General features: G+C 60.2%; 15 protein-coding genes. 9 read left to right on the top strand and 6 right to left on the bottom strand.

Translation table 11 applies throughout. From position 1 onward, the window contains the following. The first annotated feature begins 84 nt into the window (after positions 1 to 84). The 7 genes from ACYQ6J_RS08680 (at position 85) to ACYQ6J_RS08650 (ending at position 8,881) form a co-directional block, all read left to right on the top strand. Positions 85 to 2,379: a type II secretion system protein GspD gene (locus tag ACYQ6J_RS08680; protein ID WP_460183790.1), complete on the top strand. Its 2,295-nt coding sequence runs from the start codon at positions 85 to 87 to the stop codon at positions 2,377 to 2,379. Further along, a complete protein-coding gene (locus ACYQ6J_RS08675; RefSeq protein ID WP_460183789.1) occupies positions 2,376 to 3,146 on the top strand; it encodes a tetratricopeptide repeat protein in 771 nt (256 codons plus the stop codon). The genes ACYQ6J_RS08680 and ACYQ6J_RS08675 overlap by 4 nt, the downstream gene beginning before the upstream one ends. 201 nt (positions 3,147 to 3,347) lie before the next feature. Further along, a complete protein-coding gene (locus tag ACYQ6J_RS08670; RefSeq protein ID WP_460183788.1) occupies positions 3,348 to 4,829 on the top strand; it encodes an ATP-binding protein in 1,482 nt (493 codons plus the stop codon). 26 nt (positions 4,830 to 4,855) lie between these two features. Next, a complete protein-coding gene (locus ACYQ6J_RS08665) occupies positions 4,856 to 5,245 on the top strand; it encodes a response regulator transcription factor (protein ID WP_460183787.1) in 390 nt (129 codons plus the stop codon). An 80-nt stretch (positions 5,246 to 5,325) separates the two neighbouring features. After that, positions 5,326 to 5,661 carry an STAS domain-containing protein gene (locus tag ACYQ6J_RS08660; protein ID WP_460183786.1) on the top strand — a complete coding sequence of 112 codons (336 nt, stop codon included), beginning with the start codon at positions 5,326 to 5,328 and terminating at the stop codon, positions 5,659 to 5,661. Positions 5,662 to 5,728: 67 nt separating this feature from the next. Beyond that, positions 5,729 to 7,504: a GspE/PulE family protein gene (locus tag ACYQ6J_RS08655; protein WP_460183785.1), complete on the top strand. Its 1,776-nt coding sequence runs from the start codon at positions 5,729 to 5,731 to the stop codon at positions 7,502 to 7,504. Positions 7,505 to 7,672: 168 nt separating this feature from the next. Further along, a complete protein-coding gene (locus ACYQ6J_RS08650; RefSeq protein WP_460183784.1) occupies positions 7,673 to 8,881 on the top strand; it encodes a type II secretion system F family protein in 1,209 nt (402 codons plus the stop codon). Positions 8,882 to 8,968: 87 nt separating this feature from the next. On the opposite strand, the gene ACYQ6J_RS08645 is transcribed toward ACYQ6J_RS08650, so the two are convergent. From ACYQ6J_RS08645 to ACYQ6J_RS08620, 6 genes are all read right to left on the bottom strand, one after another. After that, entirely contained in the window at positions 8,969 to 9,754 is a 786-nt protein-coding gene (locus tag ACYQ6J_RS08645; protein WP_460183783.1) for an SDR family NAD(P)-dependent oxidoreductase, read from the bottom strand. A 41-nt stretch (positions 9,755 to 9,795) separates the two neighbouring features. Then, complete coding sequence (gnd, locus tag ACYQ6J_RS08640) at positions 9,796 to 11,259, bottom strand: decarboxylating NADP(+)-dependent phosphogluconate dehydrogenase (RefSeq protein WP_460183782.1); 1,464 nt, start codon at positions 11,257 to 11,259, stop codon at positions 9,796 to 9,798. Positions 11,260 to 11,632: 373 nt separating this feature from the next. After that, entirely contained in the window at positions 11,633 to 12,430 is a 798-nt protein-coding gene (gene lptB, locus ACYQ6J_RS08635) for an LPS export ABC transporter ATP-binding protein (protein WP_460183781.1), read from the bottom strand. 76 nt (positions 12,431 to 12,506) lie between these two features. Continuing rightward, complete coding sequence (gene lepB / locus ACYQ6J_RS08630) at positions 12,507 to 14,249, bottom strand: signal peptidase I (RefSeq protein WP_460183780.1); 1,743 nt, start codon at positions 14,247 to 14,249, stop codon at positions 12,507 to 12,509. Between the two features lie 390 nt (positions 14,250 to 14,639). Beyond that, the gene (locus ACYQ6J_RS08625; protein ID WP_460183779.1) at positions 14,640 to 15,509 is read right to left on the bottom strand and encodes an HAD family hydrolase; all 870 of its coding nucleotides are present in this window, start codon (positions 15,507 to 15,509) and stop codon (positions 14,640 to 14,642) included. A 123-nt stretch (positions 15,510 to 15,632) separates the two neighbouring features. Continuing rightward, positions 15,633 to 16,922, bottom strand: a complete 1,290-nt coding sequence (locus tag ACYQ6J_RS08620) for a diphosphate--fructose-6-phosphate 1-phosphotransferase (protein ID WP_460183778.1) — start codon at positions 16,920 to 16,922, stop codon at positions 15,633 to 15,635. Between the two features lie 372 nt (positions 16,923 to 17,294). On the opposite strand from ACYQ6J_RS08620, the gene ACYQ6J_RS08615 reads away from it, so the two are divergent. Continuing rightward, positions 17,295 to 18,494, top strand: a complete 1,200-nt coding sequence (locus ACYQ6J_RS08615; RefSeq protein ID WP_460183777.1) for a NupC/NupG family nucleoside CNT transporter — start codon at positions 17,295 to 17,297, stop codon at positions 18,492 to 18,494. Between the two features lie 154 nt (positions 18,495 to 18,648). Then, complete coding sequence (locus ACYQ6J_RS08610; RefSeq protein ID WP_460183776.1) at positions 18,649 to 19,383, top strand: TetR/AcrR family transcriptional regulator; 735 nt, start codon at positions 18,649 to 18,651, stop codon at positions 19,381 to 19,383. Positions 19,384 to 19,392: the final 9 nt, after the last annotated feature.

The following is a 19,392-nucleotide window of genomic DNA, read 5'->3' as shown; positions in this document are numbered from 1 at the left end:
ACCGATTGGCAATTTAGAAATTTGGTGGAAGTGACGGCAGGAGCCGCCTCGCGGGGCCGATGACATGCACGGTCAAGGATGACCATGAAAGCACTACTGCAAATCCTCGTGATGACCGCCTTCGGCGCGTCGGGCGTCGCTTTGGCGGTGCTCCTGTCGTTGGGGACGGTTTCCCTGCCCGTCTCTCCGTTCGACGACCCTCATGCACCGACGATCACCGGCATCGTTTCGCCCGAAGGCAACCCGCTTCAGCCTCCGCGGCCGGCGTCTTCGACGCCTTCGATACGGCATCACGAACTGCTTCCCGGTGAAATCGACTCGGTCTCCACCCGCCCGATAATCGAACCGCAAGGTACGTCGATACCGGCGAACATCCCGCCCGCCGGTCAGAACGGTTATGCTTCCGCGAGACCGATGCCCGCCCGCGATGGGGATCATCAGGACGGTACCCTCGGAGCGTTCTCCCTCCCGACGACGGCACACCCATCCGGCGATCAAGCGTATCCGACCGCCGTATTCCCCGAATCGCCGATCGGCCGGACACATCCGCAATTGGAAGCAGCACGCCCCGCCGAAAAACCTGCGTCTTGGTTCACCTCGCAGCCTCCCGCTGCCGAGGCCGTCCCTTGCGAGGCCGCGGGAACCGGCAATCAGCCGGGAATCGACGGCGTACAAGTCGTAGCGTTGCAAGAGGTGGTTCCGCCGCCGACGGCACCGGAACTTGCGACGCCAAGCGACAAGATACGGGCCAACGCCGCCCCAGGCGATCAACTTGTGATGCAATTTCGCGATACGGACCTTCGCGATGCTTTGCACGCCTTGGCGCGCCAAATGAACCTGAACGTGCTGATGTCGAACAACGTGCAGGGAACGGTGACGGCCTCGCTCAACGGGTTGTCGCCCGACGAGGCCTTTTCCGCCGTCGTCGCCGCCCACGGTTTGGCCATGCACCGGCAAGGGAGTATCGTCTATGTGGGCACGCCCGCCGACATCCAAGGCGTGCTGCAAATGAAGGACGCGGTGGCCACTCGTATTTACCGCCCCAATTACGTCACCGCGGAAGAAATCAAGGCTCTCATCGAACCGATCCTGACGCCGGAGTTCGGCAAGATCACCCTGTCTACGGCCGCGGAGGTCGGAATTGCGCCGGATCCCACGAAGGCCGGCGGAAACGCCTACGCCGGCGTGGATATCCTCCTGGTTCGCGATTACGAAACCGTCCTGCGCCAGGTCGATCGCATCCTGAAGGAAGTGGACGTCCGCCCGGCTCAAGTGGCGATCGAGGCGATGATCGTTAGCGTCAACCTCGACGACAGAGATCAATTCGGCATCAGTTTCGAACTGCTCCGCAATAAGGGGCATATTCGTCTGGGCTGGGGCATTCCACCCACCGATCTGGATAAAGTCAGTTTCGACGGCGGCTTGAAGGTCGCCTATTTGGATGCGAGCGTCTCCAGCTTCATTACCGCGCTCGAGTCCATCGGCGACACCAACGTCATCGCCAGTCCGCGGTTGCTGGTTCTCAACAAGCACCGCGCGGAGATTCTGATCGGCAAGGAGTTGGGCTACGTCAGCACCACCATCACGGAGACCAGCGCGTCGCAGACCGTGGATTTCCTGAAGGTCGGAGCCCAACTCATCATTCGGCCCTTCATATCCGACGACGGCTTGATCCGCATGGAAGTCCATCCGGAGCTTTCCACGGGGGCCGTGCAAATCACCAACAACTTCACGGTTCCCAATAAGGACACCACTCAAGTCACAACCAACATCATGGTCCCCGACGGCGCTACGGTGATCATCGGCGGACTGATGCGCGAGGATTTGCAAACGACCAGTTCGCAACTGCCGTTTTTGGGCAATCTTCCGTTGGTGGGCGCGGCCTTTCGCAACAAGACCGAAACGACGGGCAAGCAAGAGATCATCGTCCTCATTACGCCGCACATCATGGGCGACTACCAATTAGCCGCCGAGGGTGGACGTAGCGCCGCGGAAAACCTGAACCGACAAGCAACGTATGCCGAAACCATGAGCCCGTTGGGCAAGCGATCGGCGGCACGCCGTTATTTGCAACGGGCGCGCGAGGCCTCGGCGGCGGGGCACACCCTCCTCGCGTTGCGATTCGCACGTCTCGCCGTGCAATTCGACCCCAGCAATATCGAAGCGATCGCCTTTCGAGATTCGTTGCAAGGCATCTGTCCGCCCGAGTCCGCCGGGGGGGACATCCTGCTTTCTCCCGCCGCATTGGACGGCGAACAACTACCGCCGGAGATATTGGACGCCTTGGAGGCGACGCCGCCGATGTCTCCTTTGCCGGCACCCCCACCGCCGCCCCCAAGCAACGCGCGCGATTCCAACGGCGAGGTCCGACACCCGTGATGGTCCACCTTCCCGTCATCGATGCCCGCGGTTCGACGCCCGCTTTTTTCGGGCTCGTACTCGCATGCTGCCTCGGCCTTTTGGTCGGATGTCGAAGCACGTCCCCCGGTCCGGAATGCCGTCCCCTTGCCAAACCGTCTCCGACATCCGCCGCCGACATTACCGCGGAAAGACTGGAGCGACGGGAGCGAGTTCGCCGGGACATCCAGCAGCGACATGAGGATGCCCTCGCCGCGGCGGCACAACGACGCCCCGACTCGGACGCCGGTGACGCGACTTCCCGGCGTTCGGCGGTGATCCCCGTCGCTGCGGAGACCTCCGCCGAGTCCCGAGACGGTGAACGGGTGGGCGATTCTACGTCGTGGGAAGAGAGGCTCGGCGAGGTGATCGACGACGTTGCCGCCGGCGACGATCCCGCCGCCTTAATGAGGCTCGAGGATCTCTTAGCCAAGCACGGACGCGATCCGGTCATGGTTCATGCGGCGGCAGTACAATTGTTGCGAGTGAACCGCCCGGATGTGGTGATCGAGAAGATCGCGCCGATTGTTCGGGGATTGCCGCCCGATGCCCGACTAGACCAAGTGCTGGGTTTGGCTTTGTATCGTTTGGGGCGATTCTCCGACGCGGAAACGATCCTGCGGCGGTCTCTGGAATTGGACAACTCCCTCCCTCTGACCTACCTTTTCTTGGGGTGTACTGCGGAAAAGCTGCACAAGCCGCAAGAGGCGAGACGCTACTTCGAGAAGGCCTCGCAATTGGGGCTTTGAGGCAACCGCTCGCCGCTTGCGATCCACACCCTCCCTCCACGCCGGGCTTCGCGCGGACCGTGCGCACTCCCGGCGACGCATCGGTCGTTTGAGACAGGCTATTGCGTGAGTCGAATCCGTCGAGTCGTGTCGGCTCCGTACATCGCAAAGAAAGACTCCCCTACGAACCGGGGAAATTGAGGTGTTTAAGGATTCTCGTCCATGACGTTGATTGAGCAAGGACTGCACTGGGCAACCCCACTTGCGCCCGTCCCAAACGCAATGGTCGGCGCACTCGCGTCGCCCCTGATGAGCGGCGGGATGGTATCGGCGGTCACCTTGACGGCGGCCTTTCTCGCGGCAGCCGCGGCGGCAAGGGCGGTCTACGTCTTGATGCGCCGTCGCGAGCACCGATTAGTCGAATGCCTGGCCGACCTGAACGCCGCCGCGGAGAACGCCAACGAAGAGCGCGATTTTGCCGTACGGGCCGAAGTGGGGGAACCCTTCGATTCCTTGTTGCAGTCGCTGGCGCAGCGACTATCCGATGCCGTCCTGAAAATCTCGGAACGTGATCAGCTTCACACCGCCTTGGAAATCAAGCATGGACGGCTGGCGGCCGAACTGGCCGGTCTGAAAAACGTCCTCGATGTGGTACCCGATCCTATCTTGATCTGCGACGCCGCCGAAAACCTCAGCTTCGCCAACAAGTCGGCGAGGCGATTATTCGCGATGGATTCCGACTCGGTTGAGGGTCGCGCCTTGGGTACGATGCTGCGGGCGGAATCGCTGTGGGAGCTCCTCACGGCGATGCTCCGCCGCAAAGGCGCCTCCGAGCAAGGCGCGTCTTGGGAGTGTGAAGATGCGGATGGTACAAAACGGAGCTTTCATATTCACCTGTACCGGTCCGGGCTACAGGGGGATTCGTCCGGTAACAGTGAAGAACGGTCGTTCCACGTCATCGTCTTCCGCGACATGGCCGCCCTCTGCGATCTTCGTCGCCGACACGCCGAATTCGTGTCGTCGGTCAGCCACGAAATGAAGACCCCGCTGGCCGCCATCCGTGCCTACGTGGAACTCTTGGCGGACGGCGACGCCGGCGATGAAAAGACCCGAGAGGAGTTCCTCGGCATCATCGACGCCCAGACCACGCGGCTACAGCGACTGATCGAAAACCTCTTGAATTTGGCCCGAATCGAGGCCGGAATCATCAAGGTCAACAAAGAGCCCCAGTCGCTGAACGATCTGCTGGAAGAAGCAAGCGGCGTGGTGGAACCGCAGGCCGGCATGAAACAGATCACTCTCCGTCGGGAATTGAGTCCGCTCTACCTGCCGGTGCTGGCGGACAAGGACCTGCTGCTTCAGGCGGCCATCAACTTGCTCTCCAATGCCGTGAAGTACACGCCGAACGGCGGCACGGTGACCCTCCGCAGTCGTCTCGTCGATGAAGGCGTGCTCTTCGAAGTCTCCGACACGGGCGTAGGACTGGCTCCGGAGGATTGCGAACGAATCTTCGAGCGTTTCTACCGCGTGGATCGCAACAAGGACATGGCCTCCGGGACCGGCCTGGGGCTTCCCTTGGCGAAGCACATCGTGGAGGACGTCCATCGCGGCACCATAACGGTCGCGAGTCGGTTAGGTGAGGGCAGCACGTTCAGCGTCGTGCTGCCGCGGGCTTCGCAACAGAACGCGGCGGTCGTGCGTTGAATGCCATCCATTGCAGGGAACCGACCATGTCGAACGAAAAGACGATATTACTTTGCGACGATGAACCGGCGATCTTGAAGGCGGCGGAATTCAAATTGCGCAACGCCGGCTTTCGCGTCATTACGGCGGGCGACGGCGAGGCCGCGTGGGAAGCCGCTTGCCGCGAATCCCCCCACCTCCTCATCAGCGACTGCCAGATGCCGCGTTTGGACGGCATCGGCCTGCTGCGGAGATTGCGTGCGGATGCGCGATTCGCGAGCTTGCCCGTCATCATGTTGACCGCCAAGGGTTTCGAATTGAATAAGCAGACGCTGCGGGACGAGTTGGGGGTCATCGACGTCATGGCCAAGCCCTTCAGCCCTCGCGAAATTCTCGCCCGCGTCCAAAGCGTGCTGGAAATCGAAATATCGGCCTGACCGTGCCCGTCTTTTTGTCGGGCCATGCACACGAACGCGGCACCGACGCAAAAGAACCAGCGACGGACGAGGTAGCCACCATGAACATCCAAACCGAGGTATTCGGCGATGTCTTGGTCGTTCATACGCCCGAGGAATTCAGCGAAGAGACGGTCGACTCGGTCCGGCAAAGCATCGAGGGTATGGGTTATTGCCGCGTCGTGGCCGATCTGGACGACACCGAGAGCATCGATAGCCAAGGCTTGACGATGCTCCTCAACCTTCACGAGCTTTTGCAAACTCGCGGCGGCGATCTCAAGATCGCTACCGCCAACACGGTCAATCGAAAGATTCTGGAAATCACGCGCGTGGATCGGGAGTTGGAAGTATTCTCCGGCCTTGTGGAAGCCGTCAAGAGTTTTCGGCCCGGGCTGTAATCGAGCACCCTATCCCCGCGACACCGAGAGCACCCGACGCCGCATGGCGTCCCTGAGGCGTACCTCGATGCAAGCCGAACCAAGCCCATTCTCCATGACGGAAGCAGCGGTCGCCGCGACTCCGCGGCGTCGGTTGGGCGACTTGCTTTTGGAGCGGGGCTATCTGCGAGAGGATCAACTTCACGCCGCCCTGGAGACACAACGGCGATCCGGACGCACGAAGCTCCTCGGCGAGATTCTGGTCGAGTTGGGATTCTGCTCGGAGGAACAGATCGCCGAATGCCTGGCGGACGAGTACGGCCTGCCCTTCGCGCGTTTGGAACTGCGTCTCTTCGACGCCAAGATCGTGGACGTATTGCCCAGGGAGTACATCGAGAACAACCTGGTGCTGCCTTTGTTCAAGGTCCGCGAAACGCTGACCGTCGCCGTGGCTGAGCCATCCAACCTATTCTTGATTCAAGAGATCGAGTCGCTTACGAAGCTTCGGGTCCAAGCCGTCGTCTCGACGGTTCGCGACATCCGGCGGATGATCGGCTCGCTTCCCAACTCGGCGGTATTCGTAATCGAGGACATCATCGAAGGCTCGGAAAACGCCGACGTGACGTTGATCGAGGAGGCGATCGAGGACATCGGCGATGTGGCGGACGTGGCCGGGCAATCACCCGTCATTCGCCTGGTCAACTACATCATCTACAACGCGGTCAAGGAAGGGGCCAGCGACATCCACATCGAACCGGCCGATCGCTGCGTCCGCGTCCGCTACCGCATCGACGGGCGGTTGTACAAGTCGCTCGAAGTGCCGGCCCATCTCATCAACGCCGTTACCAGTCGTATCAAAATCATGGCGTCGCTCGACATCAGCGAGCGGCGACTGCCGCAGGATGGTCGCGTCAACGTTCTGTTGGACGGACGCAAGATCGATCTGCGGGTCAATACCTTTCCTTCGCAACGCGGCGAGAAGACGGTGATTCGCGTTCTCGATACGCGCGTGGTCTCCCTGAATTTGGAGGACTTGGGATTCGCGGAGGATACCCTGGCGCGACTCAAGGCCCTGATTCGAGCGCCGAATGGCATCGTGTTGGCGACCGGTCCGACGGGCAGCGGCAAGTCCACGACCCTTTACGGTTGCCTCAATGCAATTTCCTCCATGGAGGCGAATATCTGCACGGTCGAGGATCCCGTCGAATATCACTTGCCTTTGGTCAATCAATTCCAGGTGCAGGAACGGATCGGCTTGACGTTTTCCAAGGCCCTGCGAACCCTTTTGCGGCAGGACCCGGATGTCATCATGGTCGGAGAGATTCGCGACGAGGAGACGGCGCGGACGGCCATCCAAGCCGCGTTGACCGGCCACTTGGTATTCAGCACGTTGCACACCAACGACGCCGCCTCCGCCGTCACGCGATTGGCCAATATGGGAATCGAAACCTACCTGATCGCCGCCGCATTGAACGCCGTGCTAGCGCAACGTCTGGTGCGACGAATCTGCCCCAAGTGCAAACACCCCTACGAACCGCCTCGCCCTTTGCGAAAGGCCCTCGAGCGGATGGGCTACGCCGCGGACTCCTTTTTCAAGGGCGTCGGTTGCCGCAACTGCCGCAATTCGGGCTACCGTGGTCGCGTCGGCATCCACGAGTTGCTGATTCTCAACGATGAAATCCGCGATTTGATCGTCGCCGGCGCCAGCGCGCACCAGATCCGCAAAGTCGCCGAGACGCAGGGGATGATCAACTTGCGACAAGACGGTTTTCGGAAAGTCCAAGAGGGGCTGACGACGGTGGAAGAGGTCTTGCACGCCGTCGGCGACATCGGCGATTGGACCGGACTGTCGCGACTGGAATGAGAGTGATCCTCCCGAAGGAGTGAAAAACCGCTGTGCCTCCCGTGCACGGTCCCACCATGACGCCGACCCGTCGCCAAACCCTCGCCGCCTCGCTGATCGCTCCCCCTCGCGATCCCTCGTGTGACGACGGTGTGGTTTGAGTCCGCCAAACAGCAGGAATACGCGATCATGTCCTTTGCATACACCTACCGTGCGAAGACCCCACTGGGAAAGATCATCGAAGGCTCGATCCGCGGCGAGTCGGAAGGCGACGTCTCGGCCCAATTGAAAGGGGAAGGCCTGCTGCCCTTGGAAATAAATGCTGAGGACGAAGAGGAACAGGATGACGGCCTGTCGCTTTTTCGACGCGTTCGCCGCAGCGAGTTGATCTACGCGACCAACCAACTGGCGATCTTGACGGAAGCCGGCATCTCGCTCACGCCGGCCTTGGCGGCAGCCATCGAAGAGGAACGCAATCCCCTGCTAAAAAGCATTCTGGAGGACGTCAAGTCTCGGGTGGAAGGCGGTGAAGACCTTTCCGCCGCCTTGGCCCGGCACGATGACGTCTTCGACCAGGTTTACGTGGCCCTGGTTCGTGCAGGAGAAAAGACGGGCGCCCTGGGCGAGATGCTGGTTCGTGTGGCCGCGAGCCTTCAGGCCGAGCACGAAACTCGCGGCAAAATCCGGGCTGCCATGATCTATCCGTGCGTTATGCTGGTCGTGGCCGTCGCAGTGACGATCTTTCTGCTCACCTTCGTACTGCCCAAATTCGTGCCGGTATTCGAGTCCCGACGCATGGAATTGCCGACCATCACCAAGACCGTGCTGCGAGCCTCCGATGCCGTGACTCGCAATTATCCCTACCTCCTGGGCGCCGTACTGGCTCTGGTCGGTGCATGGTGGGGACTGAAACAAACCGAGGCCGGACGAAAGTGGCTGGACCGCCTCCAATTGTCTCTACCGGTCGTGGGCCCCATTTACCGGAAAATCATCCTCTGCCGTTGCGTTCGGATTCTGGGCACAATGCTGGGTGCCGGCGTGCCGCTGCTGGAGGCCGTCGAACTGACGGGGGACACGGCCGGAAACAGTCTGCACAAGGCGGCTTGGGACGAGGTGAACCGCGATTTGGTCGAGGGAAAAAGCCTCGGCGAAGCGCTGCGGCGACATTCCATCTTTCCACGCATCTTGGTGCAGATGGTGGCGGCAGGCGAAGCGACCGGAAACCTGGATCAAGTGCTCGCCAAAACGGCGACGTTCTACGACCGGGAACTAGAGACCGCGGTGAAAACGGCAGTCAGCTTAATCGAGCCGGCCATGATCATCGTCATGGGCGGCGTCGTGGGGACCATAGGTCTGGCGTTGCTGCTGCCGATCTTCAGCCTCAGTCGGCCCGGCTAGATCGGCGACCGAATGATTCCGCTCGTCCGCATTTGCCGGCGAAAACCCCGTCGTCGTGCACCGCTGCGGCCCACCGAAGCGGCAACGTCAGAACCATGCCGCCGTAAAACCGCCGTCCACATTGAATGCCGCCCCGGTGATGTAGCTACCCGCTTTGGGCGATAGCAGCAGCAGCGCGGCGCCGATCAATTCGTGAGGCTCGCCGAAGCGATGCATGGGCGTGCCGTCGATGATGTTCCGCACGCGCTCTTCGTCCAATAGGCGACGATTCTGCTCGGCAGGGAAGAAACCCGGGCAAATCGCGTTGACGCGAATTCCCTTGTCGCCGAATTCCTGAGCGATATTCTTGGTCAGGTTGACCACGGCGGCTTTGGATGCGGCGTACGCGAACACCCGAGAGAGCGGCAGATGCGAAGTCACCGAACCGATGTTCAGGATGGCGCCCCCGCCCGCCGGCAGCATGTGCTGAATGAACACCTGGCACGCCTCGAAAACGCCCTTGAGGTTGACCGCCATGATCTTGTCCCAAAGGGCGGGGTCGGCGTCCAGGAAGGAAGTTCCCGCATTGATTCCCGCGCAATTCACGAGAATCTCGACCCGCCCTCGGATCTTCAGCGACTCTTCCAAGAGCGCCTCCAAGGACCGCCGATTCGTGACGTCCACCAAGGCGTAACTCGCGCGATCGCCGAATTTGCGGAGGAGATCGACGCGACGGCGGCAAGCGTCCTCGCTTACGTCGGCCACCACGACATGGGCGCCCGCGCGAAGAATGCCCTCGCAAAGCGCTCCGCCCAATTCACCCGCCCCGCCGATCACAACGGCGACCTGACCTTCCAGATTGAACAACTCGTAGAGGTAATCCTTGCTCGACATAGCCATATCCTCGCACGGGAATTGATCGGTCCTATTCGCATTCAGCCATCGTGATCGGTCTTGGGAGGCCGCCGCACGGAAAGCCAATCGGTGTGGAACGGTCCTTGTCCCGGCTTATCCACCCGCTCGTACGTGTGGGCGCCGAAATAGTCGCGCTGAGCCTGAAGCAGATTGGCCGGCAAGACGGCGGATCGATATCCGTCATAGTAGGCAATCGCCGTGGAGAAGGCCGGCGTGGGAATTCCCATCTCGACGGCAGCGCAGACCACGCGCCGCCAGGGTTGCTGTGCTTTCTCCACGGCTTGGCGGAAGTAGCCCGCCAACAGGAGATTCTCCAGGTCGGCATTCTCGTCGAAGGCCTCTTTGATTCGCTCCAGAAACACCGCCCGAATGATGCACCCACCTCGCCACAGCATGGCGATGCCGCCGTAGTTGAGCGGCCACTGGTGTTCCTTGGCGGCCTCCCGCATTTGCACGAATCCCTGGGCGTAACTGACGATCTTAGAGGCGTAGAGCGCTTGCCGGACGTCCTCGATGAATTGCCCGCGATCGCCTTGGTAGCGTTGCGGCGCCGGTCCGGTCAATGCCTTGGCCGCACGGACGCGTTCTTCCTTCATCGCGGAGAGATTGCGCGCGTGGACGGCCTCGGTGACCAACGTGCTGGGAACGCCCAGGTCCAAGGCCAGTTGACTCATCCATTTGCCGGTGCCTTTCGCGCCGGCCTTGTCCAGAATCTTATCGACCAGGTAGCCGTCTGCCTCGGGATCGCGGACGCTGAAAATGTCGCGCGTGATTTCGATGAGGTAGCTATTCAGTTCCCCGCGATACCATTGATCGAAGACGTCGTACAACTCGTCGTTACTCAGGCCCAACACGTGCTTGAGCAGCCAATAGGCCTCGCAAATGAGTTGCATGTCTCCGTATTCGATGCCGTTGTGGACCATTTTCACGTAGTGCCCGGCACCGCGAGGCCCGACCCAATCGCAGCACGGAATGTCGTTGTTCGGACCGACTTTTGCGGCAATCGCCTGGAAGATCGGCTTGACCAAGGGCCAAGCCTTTTCGCTGCCGCCGGGCATCATGCTGGGGCCTTTGAGAGCGCCCTCTTCGCCGCCCGACACGCCCGTTCCGATATACAACAGACCTTTGCTCTCGACAAAGGCCGTGCGCCGCTCCGTGTCGGCAAAGTGCGTGTTCCCGCCGTCGATGATGACGTCGCCGGGCGATAGGAGCGGAAGCAAGGTATCGATCAAGGCGTCTACGGCCGATCCCGCCTTGACCATCATCATCACTTTTCGCGGCGACTTGAGCGCGGCGACGACCTCTTCCAGGGTGCGGCACGCCACGAAGCGCTTGCCCTTGCCGGGGCCTTCCATGAACTTTTCAGTCTTCTCGGTGGTCCGGTTGTACACCGCCACCGTGAAACCGCGACTCTCCATATTGAGGGCCAAGTTCCGCCCCATCACTTCCAGACCGATCACCGCGATGTCACACGTTGCCGCCATGATTTTCCTCTCCCTTAGTACCCAATGCCGACCTGATATCGTCTTGTAGTTCGTCCACGATCTTCGTTGCGGACGTCCTCCGTGCCGCGCGTCCGCGGAATGGCATCCCAAAGTGTGCCGCCGACAGGCAGCGAGAACATATCTACCCGGAAAAGCGACCTTCCCCGCGCCGCGGGCGGAACGGAGAGCGTCACGACCGCTTGGCCCCACGAAACCGAAAGTATAGCGTTTTCGTCGGGCGGCAACAATTCGCCCAACTCGGCGTTGAGGCCCTTGCTTGCCGATCATGCTTCGGCCCACGACGTCGAGCGACCGCCTCAACGGCGACGACCCGCCGCTGGAAACGCCCCGATCTCGAATCCGCGGCACCGAATCAAGAAAGTTGCATGTCGTCGCCGAAGTAGTATTTCCGTGCCTCCGGATTCTCCAGCACTTCCTGTGGTGCACCGTGGCACAACACGCGTCCCGCCCGAATCACATAACTGCGATCCGTCACCTGAAGCGTCTCGCGAACCTGGTGATCCGTGATGAGGATGGAGATACCGCGTTCTCTCAGACCGCGGATGATCTCTTGGATGGCGTCGATGGTGACGGGATCGATGCCGGTGAACGGCTCGTCGAGCAAAATGATTTTGGGATCGGAGACCAGCGCACGGGCGATTTCCAACCGTCGGCGTTCACCGCCCGAAAGCGATCCTGCACGCGACTTTCGGAGCGGGGTCAAACTGAATTGATCCAAGAGTTCCCGACACCGGAGCACGCGGCTTTTTCGGTCGAAGCCCAATAGTTCCATGATGCCCAGCAGATTCTCCTCCACGGTCAGCTTGCGGAAGACGCTGGACTCTTGGGCCAAATACCCCATGCCGCCTTCGCGTGCCCGACGGTGCATGGGCCATGACGTGACGTCCTTGCCCAGCAAATAGACCGTCCCTTCGTCGGGACGAATTAGGCCGCAGGTCATGCGGAAACTCGTGGTCTTCCCGGCACCGTTAGGCCCCAGCAAGCCGACAATTTCGCCGGGCCAGACCTCGAAACTGACGCCGTCCACCACTTTTCGGGCGCCGTAACTCTTGACCAGACCGCAGACGGCCAAGACCGCGCCCGGCGTGGGACGAATGTGCGGTGATGCTTCGATCTCTTCCGTGCTCCACAACGATCGTAACAGGCTCATGAGTTCCGTCTCTTGAGTTAACCCTTCCCTACGGTGCGGCCTTGCCCGAGCTTCGTTCGACCTGTCCCATGACCGCTCAGCGAACGATTCGCATATCTCCAAAGTTCGGGAAGAGGGGGAACGGGATCGACGTACCGGGCAAATGATTGAGAGCGTGAGGCCAAATGACGGCCAAAGCCTTGCCCACCAGCAATTCTCGCCGCACGAAATGTTCCTTGGTCCAGAATCGCCCGTCCTCGCTTTGGGCGCTATTGTCACCCAGGACAAAGAACTGGTCGTCCTTCAGTTCGAAATCTAAGGCATGTCCGGTGGCGAAGAAATCCCACTGCTGCGGATCGGACATCACCTCGCCGACCATTTTGCGAAACCGTTCCATGGCGTCGCCGCTCCAGATGACTCGGGCGTAAGGCGAGGCACTCCAATCAAAGTCGTGCATAAAGGACCGCGATCGTGCGTCGTGGGCGATGTAGTAGATGTCGCGAAACACTTTGAGATGGCGGACTTTCATGTCCACCCCGCGACCGCCGATTCGTATCGGTCGTTCCAGATCCTCTCGCGTCGGTCCCTGCCAAGCGCGAACTTGATACGGGAAAACGATCACTCCCCCGTCCACCCAAAGTATGAGCTGATCGTCCACGTTGGCCAGTCGCACCCGGTGCCGCCCGCTTCCTTGAAGGCGCGTCGTGAACGAACGCAGATCTTGCCGGTCGGCTTGCATGTCGTGCGTGATGTCGTCGCCGAGGCCTTCCAATCGGGCCTCCCCGGTGACGGCATCGATGACGGCGCGAAACACCCGACCGCCCTTCACCAGTTCCACGCGAAGTTCACCGCCGCTTTGCACGTTTTGCAATTCCGCCTCGAATTCGACGGCCAAATCCCCCACCCAATGCAGTCCCAATTGATCGCCGCGCGGCGGACCGATCGGCGCGAAGGGCGTATCCTCGGCTTCATTCGTGTTGTACGACACAAAGTCGCTGATCAATTGAGGTCGTGCGGCGTCGATCGCTATCGGTCGACCGTCCGTAATCGCTTGCCAAACGTCCCAGTCGGGGATGATGTGGCGGTAGTGCAACCACGCAACTTCCTGCTGCGGGGCTCGGCATTCCCATTCTCGCTTATCCACATCCAACCGCCACGCCGCCGCGCTTCCCGCCGCAGGGGTCGCTTCTTCCGACCAACGTTCCGGCCAACCCGCATCCAGAAGGATCTGCGACGGATTGTCGTCGTCGTAAACCGGTTGCAGCATGGCCAAGACTTTCTTGGGGGGTTTACGCGCGATGGAGAACTCTTCCTCGCCCTGCTTCTTAACGAAGATATCGCCGTGAAATATCCGAACCGTCTCGTTCGGCATTCCGATCAGACGTTTGATGAAGTTGGTCGTGGCGCCGCCGGGATACTTGAAGACGACGACGTCCCAGCGTTTCGGTTCCGCGAGATGGTAGGCATACTTCGAGACGAGGATTCGGTCGCCCTTAAATGAAGGCGTGGACGGTTTCGCCGATCGATTGGATCCCAGCGCGAGCGTGTGACGGCAATTCGGGCACGTTCCGCCGATCACCCATCGACCGGTCGGCCGATTCGTGATCTTGTCCACCTCCTCGCTCGCCCCGACCTGAAAGCGAAATCCGCACGAATCGCAAATCACATCCTTATGTCGGCCCATCAGCGTGGGCGCCATCGATCCGGTCGGAATCACGAAGGCCTCGGCCTCGAAGGATCGGAAGAGGAAGGCCAAAACCAATGCGATCGCGATGGCCTCCACCACCTCGCGGAGCCAACCGACTTGACCCCCGGACTCCTTGCCGACCGGCTTCGACACAGAAGACGTTTCCGAGTGGGAACGCTTGCCGGACTTCCCGCCGGGTTGGGTGCGTTCGACCGGCGTCACCGCGTCGGGCGCCTTGGAAAAAAATCGGCCGAAAGCATAAAAGATGCCATTCGAGGTTTCATTCATGATCGTCGATCAACCGGAGTCCTTGGCCGGACGGACCGCCGTCTCGCAGTCACGACGCCCCTTTCATGACTGTCGGACGACCATCGTGCCAAACAGGTGAGAGGCGGGCAAGCCTGGAAAATATGTTTCCGCGGCAGGGTGTGACTTTCCGAGGATCAGGCACACCTGTCAATATACCCAATCCACGAAAGCTGGGATACGGCAATGTTTTCAGGTGTTCGCAATCCGACCAAACCGCCAACCGGCAATCTCGGTTCACTCGGCTTCTTCCACCCAAGGCGGATCGACGGGCAGACAGCGGTCGAACTCCGACAGCAGCGACTCTTGATAATCGCCGCCAAAGGTCCCTTGCAGAAATCGCTCCAGTCCTTCCTCGAAAAGCCGCCGCCAACTCGCCTCTTCGTTGCCCGGGTTGATCGGGAAGAAGAGGGCCTGATTGGCCTTCGCGGCTTGATGGTCGCCGGGGGCGTCGCCGACCATTAGGGCATGTCCGGCAGGGTATTTGGCGGCCAAAGCCAGAAAATCCTTCTTCGTTCCGCTCTCTTGTCCCAAAATGGCACGGACGTAAATATCCAGCCCGTGCTCCTGCCACTCGCGACGAAGCGCATCCTCCGGGGTTGCCGAAACCACCAGGATGTCGGCCTTGTCGGCCAGGGCTTGAAGCGATTCACGCACACAGGGAAACGGGGGAACGCCGTGCACCATCCATTCGACGCTCCGATTGACGGCCTGCGACCATTCCAAGGCCCTGCCCAATTCCGCGTCGCCCGATTCCGCCACCGCTTTCTCCAAGGCGGGATTGCCGAGCTTTTTCTCCTGCTTCATCCATTTCATGAGGGATTCGGGAAGAGGGATGGGAACTCCCCGAGCCTTGACCTCGGGGCGTCGGCGGAGACGCTGCAACGTCTCGATCAGGGCGGGAAAGCGGTTGATACCGCGACTCTTGGAATACAGATTGACGAACTCCGCCACCTCGCGCGCATACTTGCTGACGCCTTGTAGGTCGTAGTAGTAGATGATGTTCGGGATGAAGCACTCTTTGTGCTTAAGCTCCATCGTATCGAACGCGCAACCGTCGGAGTCGATGCCCACCAAGAAATCGTGCTTCGGCGCGAAATCGATCATGTAACCCTCATTTTCGCTTAGCTATGGCCTTTAGTTGTTCGAATCCCGCTTTTCCGTTGTCGGTCTGTTGCGACTCGGTGCCCGTAAACCCAACCTCGGGGCAAGTCTCGCATCGACAATCGCCTAGCCTTTGCGATCCATTTGCGGCACGTACGCCGGGAGTTTCTTCTCAGCGAAGATCGGTTGGAATCGCGTCATCCGCTGCCGACCGTCGCACATCGGCAACGTCAGCATATCTTCACCAATAAGCGGGCGGGCGTATTTCACGAAATCATCGGTCACATCGTTCCCACTGGGAGCGATCCAGGACGCTGGGAATTTTCGCTCGCTATTCGCGACCTCGGGCAGCGGCACTTTGTCGTAACGCACGGTGTAGGCGGGTCCGGGATTACGGAGAATGGTAGCCATGAATCCCGATGCGCCTTCGGCGGCCAAGGCGGCAGCAACGCGACCCACGTTGTATGCTTCGTCCAAATCCACGGTCGATGCGTAGGCCATCGAATGCCTCTGATCGGTGCCGGGCACGTTGCCACGCGCGGCTCCTTTGGCGGCTAGACCTTTTTCATTCAAGTAGTTGACGAGGATCTGCGCCACCGTCAGTTTGCTGGAACTGAACGAAGTATGGCCGAAAGCGTCCTTGATCTCGCCCACGTCGCCCACGTGGAAACCTTCGCTGATCACCACCAAGCAGCGCCCGCGTTTCCGCAGCATATCGTTGACTTCATCGGCGATGCGATCCAGCGGGCAGGGACGTTCCGCCAAGTAAATAAGCAGGGGCATTTCCCGATGCGGATCGGCCAATCGCGCGGCCGCAGGGATGAAACCGATCTTTCGCCCCATGGCCTGCATCACGAGGACCGGATCGGCGGGGCACGATCCCCCGTTTTCCTCATTCGCATACTGAACTACGTGCGTCCAGTACTTGGCCGTCGACCCATAACCCGGCGTGTGATCCACCAATTGAAAATCCGAATCCCCCACATCGTTGTCGATCGTCTTGGGTACTCCTACGGCGACCAAATCGAGACCGCGCTCTTTGGCGAGTTGGGCGATCTTGTTCGCCGTATCCATGGAGTCGTTACCGCCGATGTAGAGGAAATAGCCCACGTTGTGAGCACGGAACACGTCGATGACCCGTTCGAAATCCTCGGTCTGCGACGGTTTGAGCTTATAACGGCACGTCCCGATGGACCCCGCCACCGGCGTGTACCGCAATAGGGCGATCTCTTCCGGCGGTTGTGAAGACAGGTTGATCAACTCTTCCTTAAGCACACCCTCAATGCCATGCCTGGCGCCGTACACGCTGCCGACGGTATCGAAATCTCGCGCCGCCTCGATGATTCCGCGGAGGCTGTTATTGATGACGGGCGTCGGCCCGCCGCTTTGGGCAACCACCATATTCTTCTTGGCCATCTTTACCCCCGTCGTACGTTCCCCAAACCCGGTGCTCGATCGCCTGCCGGTACCGCTTTATCCGCTATGAAAGGTTGCAATGCGCGTCGCGACGTTCGCCTCGGAATCCGACCCGGCGCATCGCCGCTCCATGATGGACCTGCTCTCTTGCCGACAGCAGCAAAAAGATAATAAGCCCCCATTTTATCGGCCCAAAAATACGCCCACAATGGGCGGTCGCCGCGGCGCGCAACCGCGATGATGGCATGCGGACGCTCGTTTTTATCGGAAGGCCAATTCGATTGGAAGGGGGGAACACGCAGTCGGTTTCCGATGGTCCCTTCTGCAAAAATACTTTCTAGAAACCGGCCACCTCGACCAGGAGACGGCAGCATGGAACGATGGATTCCCATTCTCGGACTTTTCACCATGGTCTTTCTGGCATGGTTGGGTTCGGAAAACCGTCGCCGTATGAATGGGCGCCTCGTCATCAGCGGAATGCTGCTGCAATTGCTGATGGCGATCGTGCTGCTGCGGACGCCCCTCGGGCGAGCAGCCTTCACCGCCGCTCGATCGTTCATCGAGCGACTCCAGTTCTTCGTCGATCAGGGATCCGCGTTCGTCTTCGGCCCCGAGTGGGAACATCACCAGGTCGCCTTCAAGGTACTGCCCGTCATCATCTTCGTCTCGTCCCTGACGGCGGTGCTGTTCCATCTGGGAATCCTTCAATGGCTGGTTCGAATCATGGCCCACATCATGGTGTGGGTCATGGACGTTTCCGGTGCCGAATCGCTGGCAGCCTCGGCCAACGTGTACGTCGGCATGACGGAAGCCCCGCTGGTCGTGCGTCCCTACCTAGAAACCATGACGCGGTCGGAGTTGATGGCCATGATGACGGCGGGCATGGCCACCATCGCCGGGACGGTCATGGCGGCTTACGTGACCATGGGCGTGGATGCCGGACACATCATGACGGCGTCCCTCATCTCGGCTCCCGCCGCCTTGGTTTTCGCCAAGATCATGGTCCCCGAGACGGAGCAGTCGCTGACCAAAGGAACCGTGACCGTGCGTGTGGAACGCTTGGACGCGAACGTGCTCGATGCCGCTTGCCGCGGGGCTTCGGACGGGATGAAGTTGGCGATCAACGTGGCCGCCATGTTGATCGCTTTTATCGCGTTAGTCGCCATGGTGAACTGGGCTTTAGGACTTCTAGGCAGGCCGGGCGGGGAACCGCTGACGATGGAACGCATTTTGAGTTGGATGTTCACCCCCCTAGCATGGTTGATGGGCGTCCCCTGGAAGGATGCAGGATCGGTCGGCTCGCTGCTGGGGACCCGAATGGTTTTGAACGAATTCATCGCGTACCAACAGTTGACCTCGATGCGGGACAGCTTATCTCCCCGGTCTTTCCTAATCGCTACCTACGCCATATGCGGGTTCGCGAACCTCGGTTCCATCGGCGTAATGATCGGCGGCATTGGAAGCCTGGTACCCAACCGGAGGAGGGAATTGGCTCAACTGGGTCTTCGATCCATGATTGCCGGTACGCTGGCCTGCTACACAACCGCGTGCATCGCCGCGATTCTCTCGTAGCGACACGGACCCCTTATCTTAAAAGCTAGGAGAGGCGGTTTCCGTTCCGCCAGTTCAAAAATTGCAAAGAAAAGCTTGCCTAACAAACGTCCGTTTAATACAATTGCTTTAATCGCTCATTTGCTCCATAAGAGATTTTTTGGGGAGGTCTTTCGTGGAAGATACGCGAGGTCGACTCCTGTTGGCAGCGGGGGAGCTGTTCGCGGAGCGAGGCTTTGACGGGGCAAGTGCGCGCGAAATCTGCGATCGGGCCGGGGTGAACGTCGCTGCGATCAACTACTATTTCGGAGGAAAAGAGGCCCTTTACGTGGAGGCTGTCAAGGCTGCAGCCCCGATTTTTCGCGCAGAGGCCGTTTTTGAACGGCAACCCTCCGATCCCGGGCAGAGCGATCCTGGGCAACTGCTGGCGGACTACATCCGGCTCATGCTGGAACATATGATTGGGCAAGATACGCCATCTTGGAAGATCAAGCTCATCATGCGCGAAATGCTCGATCCGACGCCCGCCTGCGAAGCGTTTTTTCGGCAACACGTGCTCAACAATTTTCGCATGCTTTTAGGGATATTGGAACGGATCCTGCCGGAAAGAGTGCCGGAGCACCGACGTTATCAAATCGCATTGAGCATCGTCGCGCAGTGCACGCACTATCGGGCGGCGGGAAGGCTTTTGGAAAAGATTATCCCGGAATCGCTCCGGCCTCAGTTCACGGTGGAACACATTGCGCAGCACATCACGGAATTCGTTTTTTCGGCGTTGGGACTGACGCCCTCGTTCGTGGATCGGTGGCGCGGAGATGACTTGGATTGCGAACGCGAAAGCGAACCCGCTTTGGAGGAGCACAAACCCATCGCGGCCTCGGTGCCGTTCCTCGACATTCCAGGCGATTAGCTCGTGGAG

This window comes from Thermopirellula anaerolimosa, assembly GCF_054657335.1.
Note: the sequence above shows the minus strand (reverse complement) of the source record. Positions and strands in the feature narration are given on the sequence as shown.